This is a genomic window from Vibrio sp. Of14-4, from assembly GCF_022347625.1.
Classification (GTDB): Bacteria; Pseudomonadota; Gammaproteobacteria; order Enterobacterales; family Vibrionaceae; genus Vibrio; species Vibrio pristinus.
In genome coordinates, this window is sequence record NZ_JAKRGI010000006.1 from 126083 (window position 1) to 144806 (window position 18724).

The following is an 18724-nucleotide window of genomic DNA, read 5'->3' on the forward strand; positions in this document are numbered from 1 at the left end:
GTTCTCATCTAGCTGTACCAGAGGTAATAAAGGTAATTCAATTAAAAAGGAGCGCTAAGCGCTCCTGTGTCTCATAACTGGATACGAGTTCGGTTTTTGTCTACCAGAGAATCTCCTATCCCCTTAACTTGAGCCAAGTCCTCAACCCGCTGAAATGGCCCATTTTCATCTCTGTACTTAACAATTGCTTGCGCTTTTTTCAGGCCTACGCCAGTGAGAAGGGTCGCCAATTCATCAGCTTGAGCGGTATTGATATTTACCGTGATTTCTATCTGTGAATATTTTTCATTTGCTGGCGCATTCTGCGAGTACACTATTGAGCTGTAGCACGCCAACATCACTAAAATAGTGGTCGTGAAGTTACGTATCATAGAATTTTCTCCTTAAATTTAATCAAGCACTAGATACGATAAGTCATATCAGACTAGACAAAAGGAGCATGCCACAAAATTGAAAAGGGCTGCGAAAGCAGCCCTTGGTATCAATACTATCAATTTCATCCAGCAGTGTTACTGGGTAACCGCATAATATTTGATGTCTGTTGTTTTACGAAGAATGCTGATCAGCCCGGATAAATCCTGCTGAGCATTCATCTGAGTCAATTGAGTGCCAATCTGTTGACTGTACTGCTCATCCACATCAGATTTCACCTCAGTCAACTCTACGACTATAATGTCGCCATTAAAGTCTTTTGCTTGACCAAACTCGGCTTTACCTTGTTCTGGTTTCTTCATTGCGAAGACAACTTCAGCAAGAGGAGAGCTGCGATCAATACTTTCTGAATCGCCAAACGCAAGACCATTCGTCTTCATTAAGTCTTGACTGCCTTTCTTAAGGTCAGCAACAAGACTATCAGCCAGCTCTATCGCGCTTTGCTCTCCTTTCACTTTAGATAAAGACGCTACCACTTGTTCACGAACCTCATCTAGGGGTAACACTTTTTCTTCACGTGTATCTTCTACACGAACCACAACCACGTGTTCGGGTGCTACTTCAATAACTTCTGAGTTAAGGCCATCTTCTTTGACTTCAGGACTTTGAATTGCTTGTAATACCTCAGGCCCTTTCAATAATTCAGGAACATCCGATTCAGAGACAAAATCAGTGGTATGAATCTTGGCGTTGATCGTTTTAGCAGCATCATCAAGAGCATCTGGATATTCAAAAGCTACTTTTTCCAATTTGCTCTGCAATGCATAAAATTGGTCAATCGCTTCTTGATCTTGCAGCTCTTGTTTTATGTCTTTAGCAACCTCTTTATAAGGCTTGGTAACAGAGCCCTTGAGCTCATCCAATTTTATGATGTGGTAACCAAAGTCTGATTTGACCAAGCCCGTTACATCACCAACCTTTTTCATAGCAAATGCGGCTTTTTCAAACGCTGGGTCCATGACATCACGCTCAATCCAACCTAAAGAGCCGCCTTCTGAAGCACTGCCTATATCATCAGAACTCTCTTCAGCCAATGCAGCAAAGTCACCACCTGAGTTTATCTTATCTAGAATTGTCTGCGCTTTCGCTTTGTCGTCACCTTCAACTAAAATGTGACTTACGCGGCGTTGTTCCTCTGAGGAATACTTGTCTAAATGTAGCTGATAATATTCTTCTGCCTGCTGATCAGAAATCTCAATCGCGTCTTTTAATTGCTGAGCTGACAACTCAACATAAGAAAGTTTAACCTGCTCTGGACGAGTATATTTGTCAGAGTTTTGCGTGTAATAATCATTAATTTCGTCTTCAGACAATTCTGCTTTGGCAGCAAAGTCTGCAAGTGACAGAGTGACTTTCTTAATCTCACGTGTTTGGGTCAGCAGTTTACTTTGAGCTTCCACTTCACCTTCTAGAGAAAAGTCACTGCCCTGTATAGCGCTCAATAATTGGTTTCTGACTAAATCACGACGTAAGTACTCAGCAAAGCTATCAGGGCTGAATCCAGCACGGCGCAAAGTAGCTTGATACACTTCTTGGTCGAATTTTCCTTCAACTTGAAATTGAGGCATATCCACAATCATGTTTCTAACCTGTTGGTCACTAACACGTAAACCTAACGATTGAGCGTGCTGTTCTAGAAGCAAATCGTTAACCATACGATCAAGCACAGACTTGCGGAAAGACGCAACATAGCTCGGATCGGCCAGCAAGTTTGAGAAATAATCGCCAAGCTGAGCTTGCATGCGGTTTCTCTCATTCTGGTAAGCTTGTTCAAACTCACCACGACCAATTTCAGTATTACCAACTTTCGCAGCAGAGTTGTTACCTCCACCGACGATATAGCTGCCTACACCGGCAAACACAAAAGACAGGATAATAATCCCAAGGATAATTTTAACCGCGATGCTGCTTGCGCCCTCGCGTAATCGATCCATCATAATTTAAACACTCTCCACGTGCAGTCCGTTCTAGTTAGAGCGAAAACTATCACGACATACGTTACAAATAAAAATCAGATAGCGCGATGATATCAGAAAAAGAAATGCGCATCAGTATGATGCGCATATTTTAAAAAGGTTCGATAGAACTGCCGATATTGGCTATTTTTCAACTAATAATCTGCATTAAAGACCAGCAGGCTTTAGTTGCAAGAATCTTTCAGCGCTTTACCTGCTTTAAAAGCGGGTACGTTAGCTGCCGCAATTTTAATTTCTTCACCAGTCTTTGGGTTACGACCAGTACGTGCCGCTCGAGTACGTACACTAAACGTACCAAAGCCCACTAAAGCGACCTGATCACCGGATTGAAGTGTATCACCCACTGCTTCAATAAACGCGTCTAGTGCGCGACCTGCTGACGCTTTTGAAAGGTCAGCGTTTTGTGCAATTTTTTCTACTAATTGTGTTTTATTCACTGTAATTCCCCTTTGCGCCACCAATGGTAATTTTTAAAGGCAGCTTTCGTTCCATTCCAATTTAAAACTAACCTCATCCCTTACCCAACAAGGCCTGAGGCTATGTGGGTAACGTTAGCTCTCAAAAAAAAAGCTGACAAGCCTTTTTGTGCTTATCAGCCTAATCTTTTATTTATTTTTGCTGCACATCACTATTTTACAGCAGCAATTTCGACACCTGACGGGTCTTTTTCTAAGGCAACCTTAAGGACATCATCAATCCATTGCACAGGTATAACTCTGAGATCGGCAATGACGTTATCTGGGATTTCTTCCAAATCTCGCTCATTATCTTTCGGGATAAGCACTGTTTTGATGCCACCTCTATGTGCTGCTAGAAGCTTTTCCTTTAAACCACCAATAGGTAACACTTCTCCCCGCAAAGTGATCTCGCCTGTCATTGCCACTTCGGCTCTCACAGGGTTTCCTGTCAAGCTTGAGACTAGCGCTGTGCACATAGCAATACCGGCGCTTGGACCATCTTTAGGCGTTGCACCTTCAGGAACATGAACATGGATATCGCGTTTCTCGTAGAAGTCATTATTGATGCCTAGTCTACTCGCTCGCGAGCGAACAACCGTCATTGCAGCTTGTATAGACTCCTGCATCACGTCCCCTAGCGAACCTGTTTGCGTGAGTTTTCCCTTACCTGGCATAGCTTCGGTTTCGATCGTCAGTAAATCACCACCAACTTCTGTCCAAGCAAGCCCCGTTACTTGTCCAATACGATTACTGTCATCAGCTTTTCCAAAGTCATGACGTTGAACACCCAAGTAATCTTTTAGGTTGTCCATGGTCACTGTGACAGTCTTCAAACTGGTGTCGAGCAAAATATTTTTCACTGCTTTACGGCAGACTTTTGAAATTTCTCGCTCTAGGTTACGTACGCCTGCTTCACGGGTGTAGTAGCGGATAATACCAATAATGGCTGAGTCTTCGATTTCTAGCTCACCAGGCTTAAGTCCGTTACGTTTAATCTGCTTATCAACAAGATGACGCTTAGCGATATTGAGCTTTTCATCCTCTGTATAACCAGATAGACGAATCACTTCCATACGGTCTAGTAGAGGCCCAGGAATGTTCATGGAGTTAGAGGTTGCCACAAACATTACATCTGATAGGTCATAATCAACTTCTAGATAATGATCATTGAATGCATTATTCTGCTCGGGATCAAGCACTTCAAGTAATGCTGACGACGGATCACCACGCATATCCGAAGACATTTTATCAATTTCGTCGAGTAGAAACAGTGGGTTTTTCACCCCAACTTTTGACATTTTCTGCACTAGCTTACCTGGCATTGAACCAATGTAAGTTCTACGGTGACCGCGAATCTCAGCTTCATCACGCACTCCACCTAACGCCATGCGTGTGTACTTTCGACCTGTTGCAGCCGCAATAGAACGTCCTAGAGAGGTTTTACCCACACCCGGAGGGCCAACCAAACAAAGAATTGGCCCTTTTAGTTTATTGATCCGGTTTTGCACAGCGAGGTATTCAAGGATACGTTCTTTGACTCGCTCAAGACCATAATGGTCTTCGTTTAGAACCTCTTCAGCTTTAGCAAGGTTCTTTTTCACTTTCGAACGTTTGAACCAAGGAACCCCTAACATCCAATCAATGTATCCGCGTACTACTGTCGCTTCGGCAGACATTGGAGACATCATCTTAAGCTTTTGCAGTTCTTGCTCAGTTTTCTCTCTGGCTTCCTGAGGCATTTTTGAGTCAATGATTTTTTGCTTAAGTGCTTCAAACTCATCTACGCCATCCTCAGTTTCACCAAGTTCCTTCTGGATAGCCTTCATTTGCTCATTAAGGTAGTACTCTCGCTGAGATTTCTCCATCTGCTTTTTCACGCGAGTACGGATGCGCTTTTCAACTTGCAGTAAGTCAATCTCAGATTCCATCTGCCCCATCAAAAACTCTAAACGTTCTGTAATATCAAGAGTCTCTAGAACAATTTGTTTATCCGAAAGTTTGAGAGGCATATGAGCTGCAATGGTATCGGCAAGGCGAGCGGCTTCATCAATGCCATTGAGTGATGTCAATACTTCTGGAGGGATCTTTTTATTCAGTTTAATAAAACCTTCAAACTGATTGATCGCGCTACGAACAATGACCTCTTCTTCCCTTTCATCAAGCTCAGAAGTCATTAAATATTCTGCATCTGCTGTAAAGAACTCTTCCTCAGCAAATCTATGTATTTTTGCGCGTTGCTGGCCTTCAACCAACACCTTAACGGTTCCGTCAGGGAGTTTGAGTAATTGAAGAATGGTCGCAACCGTGCCTACGCTGAATAGATCATCTTTAGTTGGTTCATCAGTTTCCGCTTTTTTCTGGGCAACCAGCAGTATTTGCTTGTTGTTATCCATCGCAGCTTCAAGGCAAGCGATTGACTTTTCACGTCCAACAAACAAAGGAATTACCATGTGCGGGTAAACGACTACGTCTCTTAGAGGTAGTACAGGGATCTCGATACGTTCGGAACGTTCCAAGTTCATATTCTTCTTCTTCTCTCTTCCGCTTAGTCTTATGAGGATTATATGGGGGCTAATTGGTTGGATTCAACGAAAGAACAAAAAAAAGGAGGTAAATCACTACCTCCTCAATTTAATCCTAAATTTATGTGAATCTCACTTAAGATTCTGCACCTGCTGCTTGATTGTCAGCGTTGCTGTAAATCAATAGAGGCTCAGACTCACCATTGATAACCGACTCATCAATAACAACTTTACTAACTTCTGTCATTGATGGCAGTTCATACATGGTTTCAAGTAAAACCCCTTCCAAGATAGAACGTAAGCCGCGAGCACCAGTTTTACGCTCCATCGCTTTTTTCGCTATGGCGCGCAGTGCATCTTCACGGAATTCTAACTCAGAATCTTCTAACTCAAACAATGCTGCGTATTGTTTCGTTAGTGCATTTTTAGGTTCACACAAGATTTGGATGAGTGCTTCTTCATCCAACTCTGTTAATGTTGTTGTCACTGGCAAGCGACCGATGAACTCTGGTATCAAGCCATATTTCACCAAATCTTCTGGCTCGACCTGAGTAAATAGTTCACCAACGGTTTTCGTTTCGTCCTTAGAACGGACTTCAGCACCAAAACCAATGCCCGTGCCTGTAGCAACACGCTGTTCGATCACTTTATCTAAACCGGCAAACGCGCCGCCACAGATGAAGAGGATCTTAGAGGTGTCTACTTGAAGAAACTCTTGTTGAGGGTGCTTACGGCCACCCTGAGGTGGAACAGAAGCCACCGTTCCCTCGATCAATTTCAGTAATGCTTGTTGAACACCTTCTCCGGAAACATCTCGGGTAATTGAAGGGTTTTCAGCTTTGCGTGAAATTTTGTCGATTTCGTCGATATAGACAATGCCGCGTTCGGCTTTCGCTACGTCGTAATCACACTTTTGCAGCAGTTTTTGGATGATGTTTTCAACATCTTCACCGACATAACCTGCTTCAGTAAGCGTTGTAGCATCAGCCATGGTAAACGGTACATCAAGGAAACGAGCTAGCGTTTCAGCCAGCAGAGTCTTACCGCTACCAGTAGGACCAATAAGCAAAATATTACTCTTACCGAGCTCTACTCCTTCACTGGTCGTATCTCCATTACGTAAACGCTTATAGTGGTTATATACGGCCACAGCAAGCACTTTCTTAGCGTAATCTTGGCCAATCACATAATCATCGAGATGGTCACGAATTTCTCTCGGCACAGGCAGTGCTTCAGATTGTTTCTTCGGTAACACATCTTTAATTTCTTCTCGGATGATATCGTTACACAAGTCAACACATTCGTCACAGATGTATACGGATGGGCCGGCGATTAGCTTGCGAACTTCGTGCTGGCTTTTGCCGCAGAAAGAACAGTAAAGAAGTTTACTACTACCGCTCTCTTTGCTTTTATCTGTCATTCGCTAACCTCTTAGCCTTTACTCATTATGATTTGAGTGTATATCAATTATAGCCAAAATGCTCTGGCAATTATTGCTCGCTGCGATGAGTCAGTACAGCATCAACCAAACCGTAATCAACAGCTTGATCAGCTGCCATAAAGTTATCTCGGTCGGTATCACGTTCAATAATATCAAGAGGTTGACCTGTATGCTCAGCAAGTAACTTGTTGAGCTTTTGTTTGATAGTCAATATTTCTTGAGCGTGGATCTGAATATCGGATGCTTGCCCTTGGAAACCGCCAAGTGGCTGGTGAATCATCACTCGTGAATTAGGCAACACATAACGTTTGCCAGGTGCACCGCCTGCGAGCAAAAACGCGCCCATAGAACATGCTTGTCCCATACATACTGTACTCACATTCGGTTTGATAAACTGCATAGTATCATAGATAGACATACCAGCCGTAACACTGCCACCAGGCGAGTTGATGTAGAGGAAAATATCTTTGTCAGGATTTTCTGATTCTAAGAAAAGTAACTGCGCCACCACAAGGTTTGCCATGTGGTCTTCTACTTGACCTGTTAGGAAAATCACACGCTCTTTTAACAAGCGAGAATAAATATCGTAAGAGCGCTCACCACGAGAGGTCTGTTCAACCACCATGGGTACCAGTGCGTCTAGAATGGGTGACATTGCATTTTTTTCTTGGTAGCTCATATTGTTATGTCCCTAAAATAAATGGTCCGGATGATAAATACCACACGGACCATTGTTAGCAGAAGAGTTAACGTTCCGTCAACCTTATAGGCAAGATATTGCTTATTAAGCAGGCTGCTGTTGGTTCATTAGCTCGTTAAAGCTCACTGCTTTTTCAGACACCTGAGCTTTAGAGATAATGGCGTCAATCGCTTGCTCTTCAAGAGCAACATTGCGCATGTTATCCATCATCTGAGTATTTTGCTCGTAGTAAGCAATCACTTCTGAAGGATCTTCGTAAGCTGTCGCCATTTCTTCGATCAAGGCTTTGACTTTGTCATCGTCAGCTTTTAGATCTTCAGACTTGATCACTTCACCAAGCAGCAGGCCAACCATTACACGGCGCTTAGCTTGGTCTTCAAACAGTTCACGTGGAAGCTGAGCTGCTGCGTCAGGGTTACCGCCAAAACGCTGTGCTGCTTGCTGGCGTAAAGTACCAATTTCTTGGTCGATCAGAGCTGCTGGCACTTGGATTTCGTTTTCTTGAACTAGACCTTCTAGAGCTTGCTCTTTGATGCGATTTTTGACCGCTTGCTTAAGCTCACGCTCCATGTTCTTGCGTACTTCAGCTTTTAGTGCATCAATGCCGCCCTCAGAAACACCGAACTTAGCAACAAACTCGTCATCAACTTCAGGAAGTTCACGACCTTCAACTTTAATAACTTTGATAGCAAACTTAGCCGCTTTGCCTTTCAAGTTTTCAGCGTGATAGTCTTCAGGGAAAGTCACGTCGATTTCGAATTCCATACCCGCAGTTTTACCTGTGATACCATCTTCAAAACCAGGGATCATACGACCTGCGCCCATTTCTAGTGGGAAGTTCTCAGCTTTACCACCTTCAAACTCTTCACCGTCGATAGAACCAACAAAGTCGATAGTCGCGCGCTTACCTTCTTCAGCCGCTTCTTCAACTTCAACCCAAGCAGCTTGCTGCTTACGAAGAGTTTCGATCATTTCTTCAACATCTGAGTCTTGAACTTCAGTGGTTGGTTTTTCAACTGAAATATTTTCTAGACCTTTCAGTTCAACCTCTGGGTAAACTTCGAAAGTTGCGTTGAAAACAAGATCTTCACCTTCTTTATTTTCTACAGGTGCGAACGCAGGTGCACCCGCTGGGTTGATCTTTTCTTTAACAATCGCTTCGATAAAGTGACGCTGCATCACTTCACCCATCACGTCCTGACGTACCGCTTTGCCGTACATCTTAGCAACCATTTTCAATGGCACTTTACCTTTACGGAAACCATCGAAACGACGGTTTTTAGCGATGTTGCGCAGTTCAGCTGTCACAGCATCTTCGATGTTGGCAGCTGGAACAGTAATGTTAAGACGGCGCTCTAGGCCTTCTAGCGTTTCAACAGTAACTTGCATTATTCATTAACCTCAAAACTGGCTCAGAATTGAAACTGAGCATATGAACCCAGTAAAAAGTTCATCTTTATTGGTGCTCAAAGAGCACTACTTGTAAATCGAGAATCGATAACTAAACGAGTCAGTCACCGGACTAATTAGTGATATCTTTATCGATTTAATCTCAAAAGCTATCTCCGATTAGCCTCAGGATAAAATTCAGACGCCGCATTCTACCGACCTGTTCGGTCACTGTCGAGCCTATACCCAACATCACTTCGCCTTCTGACCTAAAAACTCCACTAACCGCTAAAAAAAACGTCAATCAGACAACAGTATTTGAAATGGGGCCTTTAGTCACTTTTTCAAGTCAGAGACGATTATTTTCTTAAAGAAGTGGCAAAATACGATCTAAGTCCGATTTTTCACCTTAAGGTTAATATGAAAAACCAAGGTCAATTGGAAAGATTTAGGGTTTGATATCAAGACTTAACACAGAAAAGCGCAAAGTAAACTACTGAAAAAGGCTTATCACACAGTGCAATAAGCCTCAAATGATTTAGGCCCAGCTAGCTTTTAAACTTAGCCTAAGCTCTTAGCATGGCGTCAAGCTGGTCAACAAGCTCTGCCCAGTCGGCATCTTCATCTATGGCCTGTCTCAGAAACGCCGCCTGAGAAGGAGACCAAAAAAAAGCTTCATGAAGTGCAGTGCCCACCACCAAGCCGCTGTGTGTTTTCACAAACTCACGTATGTTGTCGTCAGAGCTCTCGAGTCCAAGCTGCATAAACAAATCGGGCATCGAGTGCTGGTGCATTTCCATATCCGCCTCACTCAATATATTGACTAAAAATAAGGCGACGTTTCCGCCGCCTGTAGTGTTATTATAGATCAATTGAGTGAATGCCAAGTTGCACTGTGGTTAATCACTTAAAGTCAGTGGGCTATTTCCCGTCTTTAAGGCTGACAACGTTACAAGGTCTGAATCTATATTTTTAAGTTCTTTACCATCATTCGATAGAAAATCCACCACTAATTTTCGCATTGACCCTGTATTGGCATCTTGCTTCCTTACACATTGTAAGTCAAAACCACTTTCTGCATCGCCCACAACATTTAGGCACCTCTTCCCAATGTCGGGAATTAACAGTGATTTATGATCTCCTGTTGCATACTCGGCGAAGCGGCTATTAGCACTAACATCTGGACCTTCTAGAATACTGCGTAAACCTTCCGTCCCAATAAAGTGTGCTGTCACCGCTTTAACTGTCGTTTTACTATCATCCTTATAACCATGGTTTGGCACAGTATCATCATTCTCGACTTGAATCAGAAGGGTCGGTAAATCATTTGGATAAAGACCTGCACTGACCACTGAATGAGGATCTACGGTATCAATTAAGGTTTGAGCAATAATTTTATATGGTACAAGTGTTTTCTCAATCAACTTAGCAGCTTCTTTGTTTGCAGTTGCAAAATGATTATAACATTCTCCTTCTTTAAGTGGAGTAGGCTTCTCCTTCTCACAAACACCACTAACATAATCTTGGTAACCAAGGTTTGATTTATTTAAGTTGTGCTTAATAAGGGGACCAAACGTTTCTGAAGCAAATAACAATTCAGCAATATGCCCACCCGATTTGGCAAATACCGCTGAGCCAAACTGATATTCTGAGGCACCTGTCTTATTGGCAATAGCCATCGCCGTATTACCCAAAATACCGCCCAATGAGTGGCCTAGAAACTTAATGCTGGCAGACTCAAGTTTTAGAGCGCTATCGGTATTAACATTATCGCCTGAACTAAGGACTACTCCATCAGGCAATATGTCAAGATACTGTCCTTCCAAAGCTAAACGCAGACCAAGAATATCAAGAACACTTTGCCTCATATTATCTCTGGCTACGGGCAGTGCGGCTAGATTAAGGTAAGGCGTAGCATCATCCGTATGAGCTTTCACCGCGCCATTAACCATTCTTTCGCCATGAATAGGGTGGTCAATAGCAATAACGGCTAACCCTTTATTTACAAGGTCAGCAGCAAAAGAATAGGCATCTTCTTTTATCGAGGTGACCCCATGCTGATAAATCACCAAACCTTTAAGATTGCCGCCGTCTAAACCATTAAGTACATCTTGTTTAGGCGTGAAGAGAATAAATTTCACCTCTTGCAAGGATTTGATTTTAGGAAGCGGGCTATAGCGAGTAACCGCTGAAGCCTCTGGATTGGCAGGCTCAAACGGTGTTGTGTTGAAATTAGCACCTGTTTCCAAAAAGTAAGGCAGCTTGACTGTACCTTTAGTGACATTAACTCGCTCTAGATCTGTAGTAGAATCGGTGCGGTCATAATAATGTTTAAATGCAGCTTTGAATAACTCTCCTTGGTGCGGTTTCTTATCTTTTTTGGAATCAGATGCAATACTGGTCTCCTCAGTCGTGACTGCATTAACTTCATTACTCTTATCTGAATTACCCTCTTTGGCAGGCTTTTTAAAAGCCTCTACAGCTTCCAAGCCAACACTAAATGGTTGCACATTCTTACCATCACTATCTCCTGTTAGTGTCAGCGAATAAGCATCTGTGAGATCTAAATTATCTGGGTTAGCCCTAAAGTTAGCCGTGTCGGCAGTTTTTAACTTTAACAGCTCTTTCGCGGTTTCAGTCATCACATTGCCCACTGAGCCAGTGGTAAACATAGATGAATAAACGATGGTTTGAGGATCAATACCGCCAGCTTGAGCAACCTGCTCTTGTTTTTGCATTAGTTGCTGAGCTTGAGCTAACTTACCCTGAGTATAAGTATGAGACTTTAACCCAGCATAAGAGCCAGACATACCAATCGGCTCATTTTGCATATCTTTGATTTGATTAGTTAGCACCAAAACATAGTTTGAACTGGGTTCAAAAGGCTTACGCGGAACGATGATAATTTGATCCTTCAAAGTTGAAGCTACGAAATCAACGCCGTAAGTTAGTTTGCTAGAAGTGTTAACATTAAATAAGCTAACTCCCTCTATTACAGGTACTCCCGCGCCAAAACCTCTGCCATCAACAGCTATGTATATAGGCATAGACGTAGAAAACCCATCGGCATAGTTCATCGCTACTTTAGGATTGAGAATACTCTGGTCTTCATCTTCGGGGACTGGAATATTTAACCTACCTGTGTTCGGATCAAAAAGCAGATTATTGTTCAGGGCGACATGTGCCTTTGGACCGGACAACACGGTTCGAATACTGGTGCTACGAGATAGTGATTCTGCAATATACGCTTCTGGCTCTGTTCCAGAGCTGCCTTTGCCATCACCACAAGCAGTTAGAGCGGCTGTCGCCAACAGCACAGCCAAGCTAAGAATATTTTTCTTACTTATCATTCCACTGACCTTAGTTAAATAGATAATTGATTTGTATCGAGGAAATAAAGGCGCGGCCTTGAGATTCAAAAGCGAACTCGTCACCTGAAGAGCTGGTTTCTTTAAACGAACCATCATCACTTAATACCAGCGCAAAACCTGCATCTAAGGATAACGCTGGGCTCCATTGATAGGTGAAACCTGTACTATACCAATGACGGTCACTGTCTGGGATGCTCAATGTCGCTTTACCAGCCTGCTCATCAAAAGCGTAACCTGCTCTTAAAGTCCACTCTTTATTGAGTTGGTATGTTGCGCCAAGCGATAAACGGTCGTTATCGTTATAGTCTTCTGCCTTGTAGAAGCACTGACCTTGAACACCGTTATTAGTACATTTGGTACTAGTGGCTTCAAGCTTAGTAAATGTGCTCCAATCCGTACGCTGCCAGCTATAGTGCACAGCCCATTGGGGGTTCAACTGATGAAAACCGGACAGCTCAATAATCGCTGGTAACTCAACTTTAAGACGCCCAGTCACGGTAGGCTCTGTGGCAATTGGTGTGTCATAAGGTTTGAACTTACCATCATCAAAATCTAGGTTAACCGCAGAGCGATAAGCCAAAGAAAAACGGTTATCCTCATCAAGCTCGTATAAGGTACCGATATTCCAACCATAACCAAAGGTTTCCCCTGTCATACTGATCAGTTTATCGCTTGGACTACCACTAAATGCAGATGTCATCACGCCTTTGTAGCGGGTTAGTTCGGCTTCGGCATATACCAAATTCACACCTGCGCCAAAGCTCCAAGATTCATTCAAACGATAGGCAATATTAGGGTTTAGGTTGACCGAACGCAGCGAGGTATTACCCGCCATATCACCCGCTGAGATATCAGTTGGGTAGTCGGTGGCAACGCCATAATTGGTAAATAAACCAAGACCCCAGGCCCAGCTTTGATTAATTGGCGCGATGTAGTAGCTCGCAGGCACCACCTGAAAAGGCGCGATATCATTGGATTGCTCATTATTGCTGACATCTTTGACATCAATTTCTGGGTCGATAAAGGAGATAGCGCCTGAAAAGGCTGCTTGCTCAAACCTCATCATGGCTGCAGGATTGCGAGCCAACACGCTTGCGTTATCGGCAATGGCGCCCTCGCCTGAAAACGCTCGACCTAAACCGGATGCGGAATGCTCCGCCACTTGAAAGCCTGCCGAGTGTGCTTGGCTGGCGAGTAGGATGGACACTGCTAACAAGGAGCACTGCTTTGTGTTCATTCTTGCCTCTTTTTATGGATAGAGTTAGACATAATATGGTGATGCGTTTTTACGCTTAATCACCTCAAGATTTATTATCAAAATGATGGATTCAATAGGAAATAGTCACACTAGTAACAAAACTATAATTATATTGCTCTCTAGAAGGATTAAACGCCTCTGAGCGCCCCAATCAGATTGATGTCAACAATTTGTTAAGGACGTGGTATTAGATACGAAAATAAACAAAAAGTGGTCCGAGCAGATAACAATTACTGTCTCTTTAGTGCGACAAATGAGCAAAAACCACATCTAGTTACACAAAAGTTAATAAATGGGTGGAAATTTGAAGGGTAAAGAGACTATGGGGGAATTAACACTTACCAAAATCGCTACATAATTGAGCAAAACAAACGGCAGCTAACGGCTGCCGTTTTATAAGGTGGGAAGTGAAAGTCATAAAGGAGACAGAACTGCCTTTCATTCCCAAGCGCAAACATGGATTAAACAAAATACTCCATGCCGATATAACAAGCATAGACTCTATTGTTTTATTTATCACTTAAAGAAAGGTATCCGTAGTTAGGCGAGCCAGATCAAAACAAACAATCGCTTTTTCGGCGCACAAAAACACACTATTTTTCACATTAGATTATGTAATAGCAACAATAGGTTACTTAAGGGTTAGACAGAAGCGTAGAAAGTTATCATCTTCATAATCGACGTTATGCTCAAATATCGAAGATGCGTATATGATACGTAATATGGCGTGTTTCTCCCCTCTAGAACCACGAAATAACATTGAAATACCCTTGACTAAGTGATTTCTGTTATCAAAATGCACATTAAGATCTGGTGACAAAACACAAAGTAAACAGCTCGTTGAGTTATAGGATAAATCAACACTCTCTGGGCTTGATACCAATACCGTCGTATTGAGTTCTTTTTCAAGCATATTAATAAGCAGAAGGAAACTATCCAAATGAGGAAGTTCATCACCGTACAAAGGTGATAATAAATTATCTAGCATCGACTCCATATCTAAGCGCTGTGAACGAGCATGAGTCACTAGAGAACGTATTTTCTTCTTAAAGGGTTTGTATTTCTTGCTATTCCCTGCCTTATTTAGCCAAGCAGAGAGAATATCATTAATTTCAGAGCGAGATTTGTGCGCTAATGCTTTAGCACTGTAATTGGTTCTTAGATGAAGTAAAGCGTGTATCGCTAACTCAGACAATAAAGGCTCAAACTCGGGTTTTATGTTGGTGTGAATACTACGCATGATGTCCGAACGTTTATATGCCGTCCAAGCCTTGTCAGTTAGGGAAATTAAGAAGGAGCGACATGCTACCGAAAAGCGCAGCTTATGTACAGTTAGAAAAAAGGTTGCGTATCACAGCTTTTCTCTGAACAAGGGTCTCTTCCATTCAATATATAGATAATTAATGCCTTGTCGTGAGTCAGATCTTCAATCAGCGTTATCGTATATTTGCCCTAGTGCGACAGATAAGCAGCTTATCTGCTGACTGAGTTGGTGATTAAGCCATACATAAGTGCACTGGTTTAAATATTGCAGATCTAGATTTTGATAATGCTGAAGAAAGTTGAAATGTGGATAGCGGCTGACCCGCCCTTCAGCTAGCTCCAAACTGAGAAGATTCATGGATTCAAACAGTTGATGACTATGATCCGACATAGTTGGCATTGATTGTGGCCATTTTTCGGTTAACAAACTTTCAACCAAACCTATTATACGATGCTCTAAAGTCAATATTTCAGAGATTTTGTCTGCTTGTCCGTTTGACTCGGTTTTTACATGAGTCGCAATTGCCCTTTGCTGGGCTAGGTTTTGACTCAACACGTCCATACTCAAATTGAGGTTAGAACTATCACTGTGATGCTCGGGCAAGTGCAGTAAATAGTAATCTGCTATAAGCTGTAAAAACTCAGAAACCATCATTTGGAAATGGTTCAAAGCACGTTCAGGAAACACAAACCTGCTACAAACCCATATAATGCTCGTACCTAGGATTACATTAAACACTCTCCACTCTAGAGCAGAGAGATCACCAATTGCAACATCCGAAACAATGGCAAGAGTCACCGCTGCCAAAATAGCGGTGTAGGAATAGCGGCTCCAGAAGAAATAGGATGCAAGAGCCAGTAACCCTATTAGCAGTGTTCCATGAGTTGCGGTATTTTCGGCTGGGATAAGATGAAGTGATAAACCTGCGAGCGCTCCAATTATGGTCCCGACTAAACGCTGGTTTGCCTTCGAAAGCGTGGTTCGAAAATAAGAAGCAGGCCCCATCACCACAATGATAGTGACCAATGCCCAACTCGAATGAGGAATATCAAAAAGGCGGGTAATACAAAAAGCAATCACACATGCTGTTGTCGTTCTAAGGGCGTGTAAAACACTCCGGTAGTCAAACCATAGCGCCGCTAAGGTTATCAATCGCTGCCTTAGCCACACATCATACTTTTTTGCCCTTTTTCGCCAGTACATATCACAACTTCAAGTTTGGACTAATAATGGGAATAGACAGCCCGAGTCACCATTACCTAAATAGATTTTGGTACTCACACTGCGAACCGTTTTCCATTGTAACTGGCAATAACACTGCTATTCGTTGACTTACATCATTGGTGTTGCTGAAAGCTGGTTTGCTTTTGATATAATGTGATTTTTTCACCATACCTTCCTCAGCATGATATGGCATATGACAGCCCATCTTTACTATGTGGTCATTTTGAAAATACCTAAATAACGGCTCAGCCTCTACCACTCACTTTTCTGGTTGATATTTAGTAGAGTTAAAAAACAGGAAAAATAAAGTATAAATTCGATAGTTAAATTCAAAAAAATTATTTTTAAATAAATCCATCAATACAAAAAATAAATATTATTCAAATGTATATTCAATGGTATTAATTGATATATTCATTGAATCTTAACAAGATTTATCATGAAAAACTATAAATATCAAATTAACAGAAAGTTCACAAAGAGAAAGGGGATAAAGTATTAGTATTATTTTTGGAATTCATAGAATAACAATTTAAGTTAATGCTTTTATAAAACAAATACATATTATAAATCATATCTTAAATAATGTTAGTTTGTGTTTTTATTTTAAATAAACTAATGGATAAGTGATTAAGTAATGAAGGACATAAAACCAAACTTAAAACCAACATTGATCGCATGCGCACTTTGTAGTGTATCTTCTCTTTCTTTCGCATCAGTCGATAACTTAACGGTAGCGGGTTTTCCCGATTATGTTTCACACGGAACGATAACGGATAACCAAGCCAATATTGCTGTTGACACTCAAGTTGACTCGGTTTTTAAATATGCTGGGTTTGGAGGTAATGGTGACCCATGCCAAATATTGGCTTACGACGAACTGCCCTTACATGACACCATAATCAACGCCCAAAATATTTCCAACGCCTCAGGAAAAGAGGTACTACCGGTTATGGTCGTCTATACGGCGAATGGTAGCGGCGGGATGGGCTATATCGGTGCGAGCGGCGAATGTGCAGACGGGTCAGGAACGTTACAGGATCTGCAAAACGATGAAGCACTGTATAAACATTATGCTACCTTCATTACTCAAGCCGTAGCTGCACAAGACTATAGTGATGGTCAATCGACACCAATGTCATTTATTCTTAACCCAGATTTCTTAGGAGAATTTCAAAAATATTGGGATCAAGACTCTCTCAAAGAAGAAGGTAGCGTTCATGTTAATACACAATTGACACAAGCAATCGACTATATTCGAACTACTTATCCCAACGTTACCATCCCCTCACAACCTATATTTGAAAATAATATTATCGGTTATATCGCATCGATTAACTTTATCATGGAACTCTTTGCACCAAATATCAGTTATGGTTGGCAAATGAATATCTGGGCAGGTGATTCTGCATTGTGGCTACAAGCTGATAATGATCTTTCTCAAGAGAAAGCCGATATTGTTAATGACTTTTTAAAAGAACTTAAAGTTTATAATGGTGACTACAAACCCGACTATATTGTCTTTGATAAATGGGAGAGAGATGGGTTTGATCAGGTACAAACCATTGATTTGTTGCATGCTGCCAATGCTACCAACTGGGATAGATACCTCAAGTATGTTGAATATATCAGCAGTGATGCACAAGTACCTGCAATGTTGTGGCAAATATCAGCAGGCCATATGCCGACCAAAGATGAGGGCAGCGCTCTAATAAGTGAAAACCAACAATCCTCATCAGGTCCATATTTTATGGGTGACTCCCGTATTGGAACTGATATTTCCGTTATTGATTCATCATTACTTAATAAACCAATGGACGCCAGTTATTACTATGGTAACTCATCCAACGTCGAACAGTTTCTCAGCGCGGATATACATGATTGGTCAGAGCCGATGATCAACACCCTCCCTAGCCATAATATTTTTGCAATTTTATGGGGTGGCGGCTCAACGACCTCTGTCTCACCGATCTCCACCAATTCTGGCGATGGTGACTGGATGGCAGACAAGATTGAACAATATAGCCACGAACCGGTGAAATTGGATGGCACTGGTGGCGGTGATGGCGGTGATGGCGGTGATGGCGGTGATGGCGGTGATGGCGGTGATGGCGGTGATAATCTTCCCCCAGAAGTAAGCCTGTCAACATCACAAGACTCCGTTGACGAGCAGGGTGAGGTTACTGTCAATTCTGAAGTGAATGATCCAGATGGTGATAACAGCCAAGTTGTTTATAACTGGAGTGTATCGGAGGGCGTTGAATTCCAAGAGATCGACAATGGGCACTCTATCCATTTTATTGCCCCTGATGTTGATGAAGATACCAATTTAACAGTCACTCTTGAAGTAACCGATTCTGAGGGAGAAAGTAATCGTAGTTCTATGGTCATAAACGTACACGATCTAGACAGTGGTAATGGCGGTGGTAACAGTGACGTCGATTACGTTTATCCAGAAGGACTGGAAAACTATACCGAAGGAACCATAGTTGATTTTGGTACAGAAGGTATTTGGCAATGCTACGGAGCTTGGGCAGCAAATTGCTCTGACTCAACATATGCACCGGGCGTGGCTGCCGATCCTACTTGGGTCGAGCAACAATGGAAAAAGCTAGACTAATGTTTTAGCTTAATTAGCGCTATAGCATCATCGGCTATAGCGCATTTAAACAAGTACTGTTTCACTTTG

Annotated in this window: 13 protein-coding genes; 1 reads left to right on the plus strand and 12 read right to left on the minus strand. The window is 42.2% G+C overall.

Annotated elements, in window-relative coordinates; all coding sequences use genetic code 11:
• Nucleotides 1-71 precede the first annotated feature (71 nt).
• The 12 genes from MHN79_RS08240 to MHN79_RS08295 all read right to left on the minus strand — a co-directional run bounded on the left by MHN79_RS08240 (nucleotide 72) and on the right by MHN79_RS08295 (nucleotide 16014).
• Entirely contained in the window at nucleotides 72-371 is a 300-nt protein-coding gene (locus tag MHN79_RS08240; RefSeq protein WP_239172490.1) for a helix-hairpin-helix domain-containing protein, read from the minus strand.
• Nucleotides 372-509: 138 nt separating this feature from the next.
• A complete protein-coding gene (ppiD, locus tag MHN79_RS08245; RefSeq protein WP_239172491.1) occupies nucleotides 510-2369 on the minus strand; it encodes a peptidylprolyl isomerase in 1860 nt (619 codons plus the stop codon).
• 203 nt (nucleotides 2370-2572) lie between these two features.
• The gene (locus tag MHN79_RS08250) at nucleotides 2573-2866 is read right to left on the minus strand and encodes an HU family DNA-binding protein (protein WP_308218903.1); all 294 of its coding nucleotides are present in this window, start codon (nucleotides 2864-2866) and stop codon (nucleotides 2573-2575) included.
• Nucleotides 2867-3036: 170 nt separating this feature from the next.
• Nucleotides 3037-5388, minus strand: a complete 2352-nt coding sequence (lon, locus tag MHN79_RS08255) for an endopeptidase La (protein WP_239172492.1) — start codon at nucleotides 5386-5388, stop codon at nucleotides 3037-3039.
• Between the two features lie 136 nt (nucleotides 5389-5524).
• Entirely contained in the window at nucleotides 5525-6808 is a 1284-nt protein-coding gene (gene clpX, locus MHN79_RS08260; protein ID WP_114787210.1) for an ATP-dependent protease ATP-binding subunit ClpX, read from the minus strand.
• 70 nt (nucleotides 6809-6878) lie between these two features.
• On the minus strand, nucleotides 6879-7508 hold the full coding sequence (gene clpP, locus MHN79_RS08265; protein WP_114787209.1) for an ATP-dependent Clp endopeptidase proteolytic subunit ClpP: 630 nt from the start codon (nucleotides 7506-7508) through the stop codon (nucleotides 6879-6881).
• Between the two features lie 105 nt (nucleotides 7509-7613).
• Nucleotides 7614-8918 (minus strand): trigger factor, encoded by a 1305-nt coding sequence (gene tig, locus MHN79_RS08270; protein WP_239172493.1) that lies wholly within the window; start codon nucleotides 8916-8918, stop codon nucleotides 7614-7616.
• A 566-nt stretch (nucleotides 8919-9484) separates the two neighbouring features.
• Nucleotides 9485-9718 (minus strand): DUF2789 domain-containing protein, encoded by a 234-nt coding sequence (locus tag MHN79_RS08275; protein ID WP_152431711.1) that lies wholly within the window; start codon nucleotides 9716-9718, stop codon nucleotides 9485-9487.
• Between the two features lie 99 nt (nucleotides 9719-9817).
• Complete coding sequence (locus MHN79_RS08280; RefSeq protein ID WP_239172494.1) at nucleotides 9818-12268, minus strand: lipase; 2451 nt, start codon at nucleotides 12266-12268, stop codon at nucleotides 9818-9820.
• A 10-nt stretch (nucleotides 12269-12278) separates the two neighbouring features.
• Nucleotides 12279-13526: an outer membrane protein transport protein gene (locus MHN79_RS08285; RefSeq protein ID WP_239172495.1), complete on the minus strand. Its 1248-nt coding sequence runs from the start codon at nucleotides 13524-13526 to the stop codon at nucleotides 12279-12281.
• Between the two features lie 652 nt (nucleotides 13527-14178).
• Nucleotides 14179-14787: a DUF2913 family protein gene (locus tag MHN79_RS08290; protein ID WP_239172496.1), complete on the minus strand. Its 609-nt coding sequence runs from the start codon at nucleotides 14785-14787 to the stop codon at nucleotides 14179-14181.
• A 186-nt stretch (nucleotides 14788-14973) separates the two neighbouring features.
• Nucleotides 14974-16014 carry an FUSC family protein gene (locus tag MHN79_RS08295; protein WP_239172497.1) on the minus strand — a complete coding sequence of 347 codons (1041 nt, stop codon included), beginning with the start codon at nucleotides 16012-16014 and terminating at the stop codon, nucleotides 14974-14976.
• 658 nt (nucleotides 16015-16672) lie between these two features.
• On the opposite strand from MHN79_RS08295, the gene MHN79_RS08300 reads away from it, so the two are divergent.
• Nucleotides 16673-18655: a hypothetical protein gene (locus tag MHN79_RS08300; protein ID WP_239172498.1), complete on the plus strand. Its 1983-nt coding sequence runs from the start codon at nucleotides 16673-16675 to the stop codon at nucleotides 18653-18655.
• Nucleotides 18656-18724: the final 69 nt, after the last annotated feature.

Excerpts from the sequence above, each read along its gene's own strand:
- MHN79_RS08240 (WP_239172490.1), bottom strand. The coding sequence starts at position 371 with ATGATACGTAACTTCACGACCACTATTTTAGTGATGTTGGCGTGCTAC.
- ppiD (WP_239172491.1), bottom strand. The coding sequence starts at position 2,369 with ATGATGGATCGATTACGCGAGGGCGCAAGCAGCATCGCGGTTAAAATT.
- lon (WP_239172492.1), bottom strand. The coding sequence starts at position 5,388 with ATGAACTTGGAACGTTCCGAACGTATCGAGATCCCTGTACTACCTCTA.
- clpX (WP_114787210.1), bottom strand. The coding sequence starts at position 6,808 with ATGACAGATAAAAGCAAAGAGAGCGGTAGTAGTAAACTTCTTTACTGT.
- clpP (WP_114787209.1), bottom strand. The coding sequence starts at position 7,508 with ATGAGCTACCAAGAAAAAAATGCAATGTCACCCATTCTAGACGCACTG.
- tig (WP_239172493.1), bottom strand. The coding sequence starts at position 8,918 with ATGCAAGTTACTGTTGAAACGCTAGAAGGCCTAGAGCGCCGTCTTAAC.
- MHN79_RS08275 (WP_152431711.1), bottom strand. The coding sequence starts at position 9,718 with ATGGAAATGCACCAGCACTCGATGCCCGATTTGTTTATGCAGCTTGGA.
- MHN79_RS08280 (WP_239172494.1), bottom strand. The coding sequence starts at position 12,268 with ATGATAAGTAAGAAAAATATTCTTAGCTTGGCTGTGCTGTTGGCGACA.
- MHN79_RS08285 (WP_239172495.1), bottom strand. The coding sequence starts at position 13,526 with ATGAACACAAAGCAGTGCTCCTTGTTAGCAGTGTCCATCCTACTCGCC.
- MHN79_RS08290 (WP_239172496.1), bottom strand. The coding sequence starts at position 14,787 with ATGCGTAGTATTCACACCAACATAAAACCCGAGTTTGAGCCTTTATTG.
- MHN79_RS08295 (WP_239172497.1), bottom strand. The coding sequence starts at position 16,014 with ATGTACTGGCGAAAAAGGGCAAAAAAGTATGATGTGTGGCTAAGGCAG.
- MHN79_RS08300 (WP_239172498.1), top strand. The coding sequence starts at position 16,673 with ATGAAGGACATAAAACCAAACTTAAAACCAACATTGATCGCATGCGCA.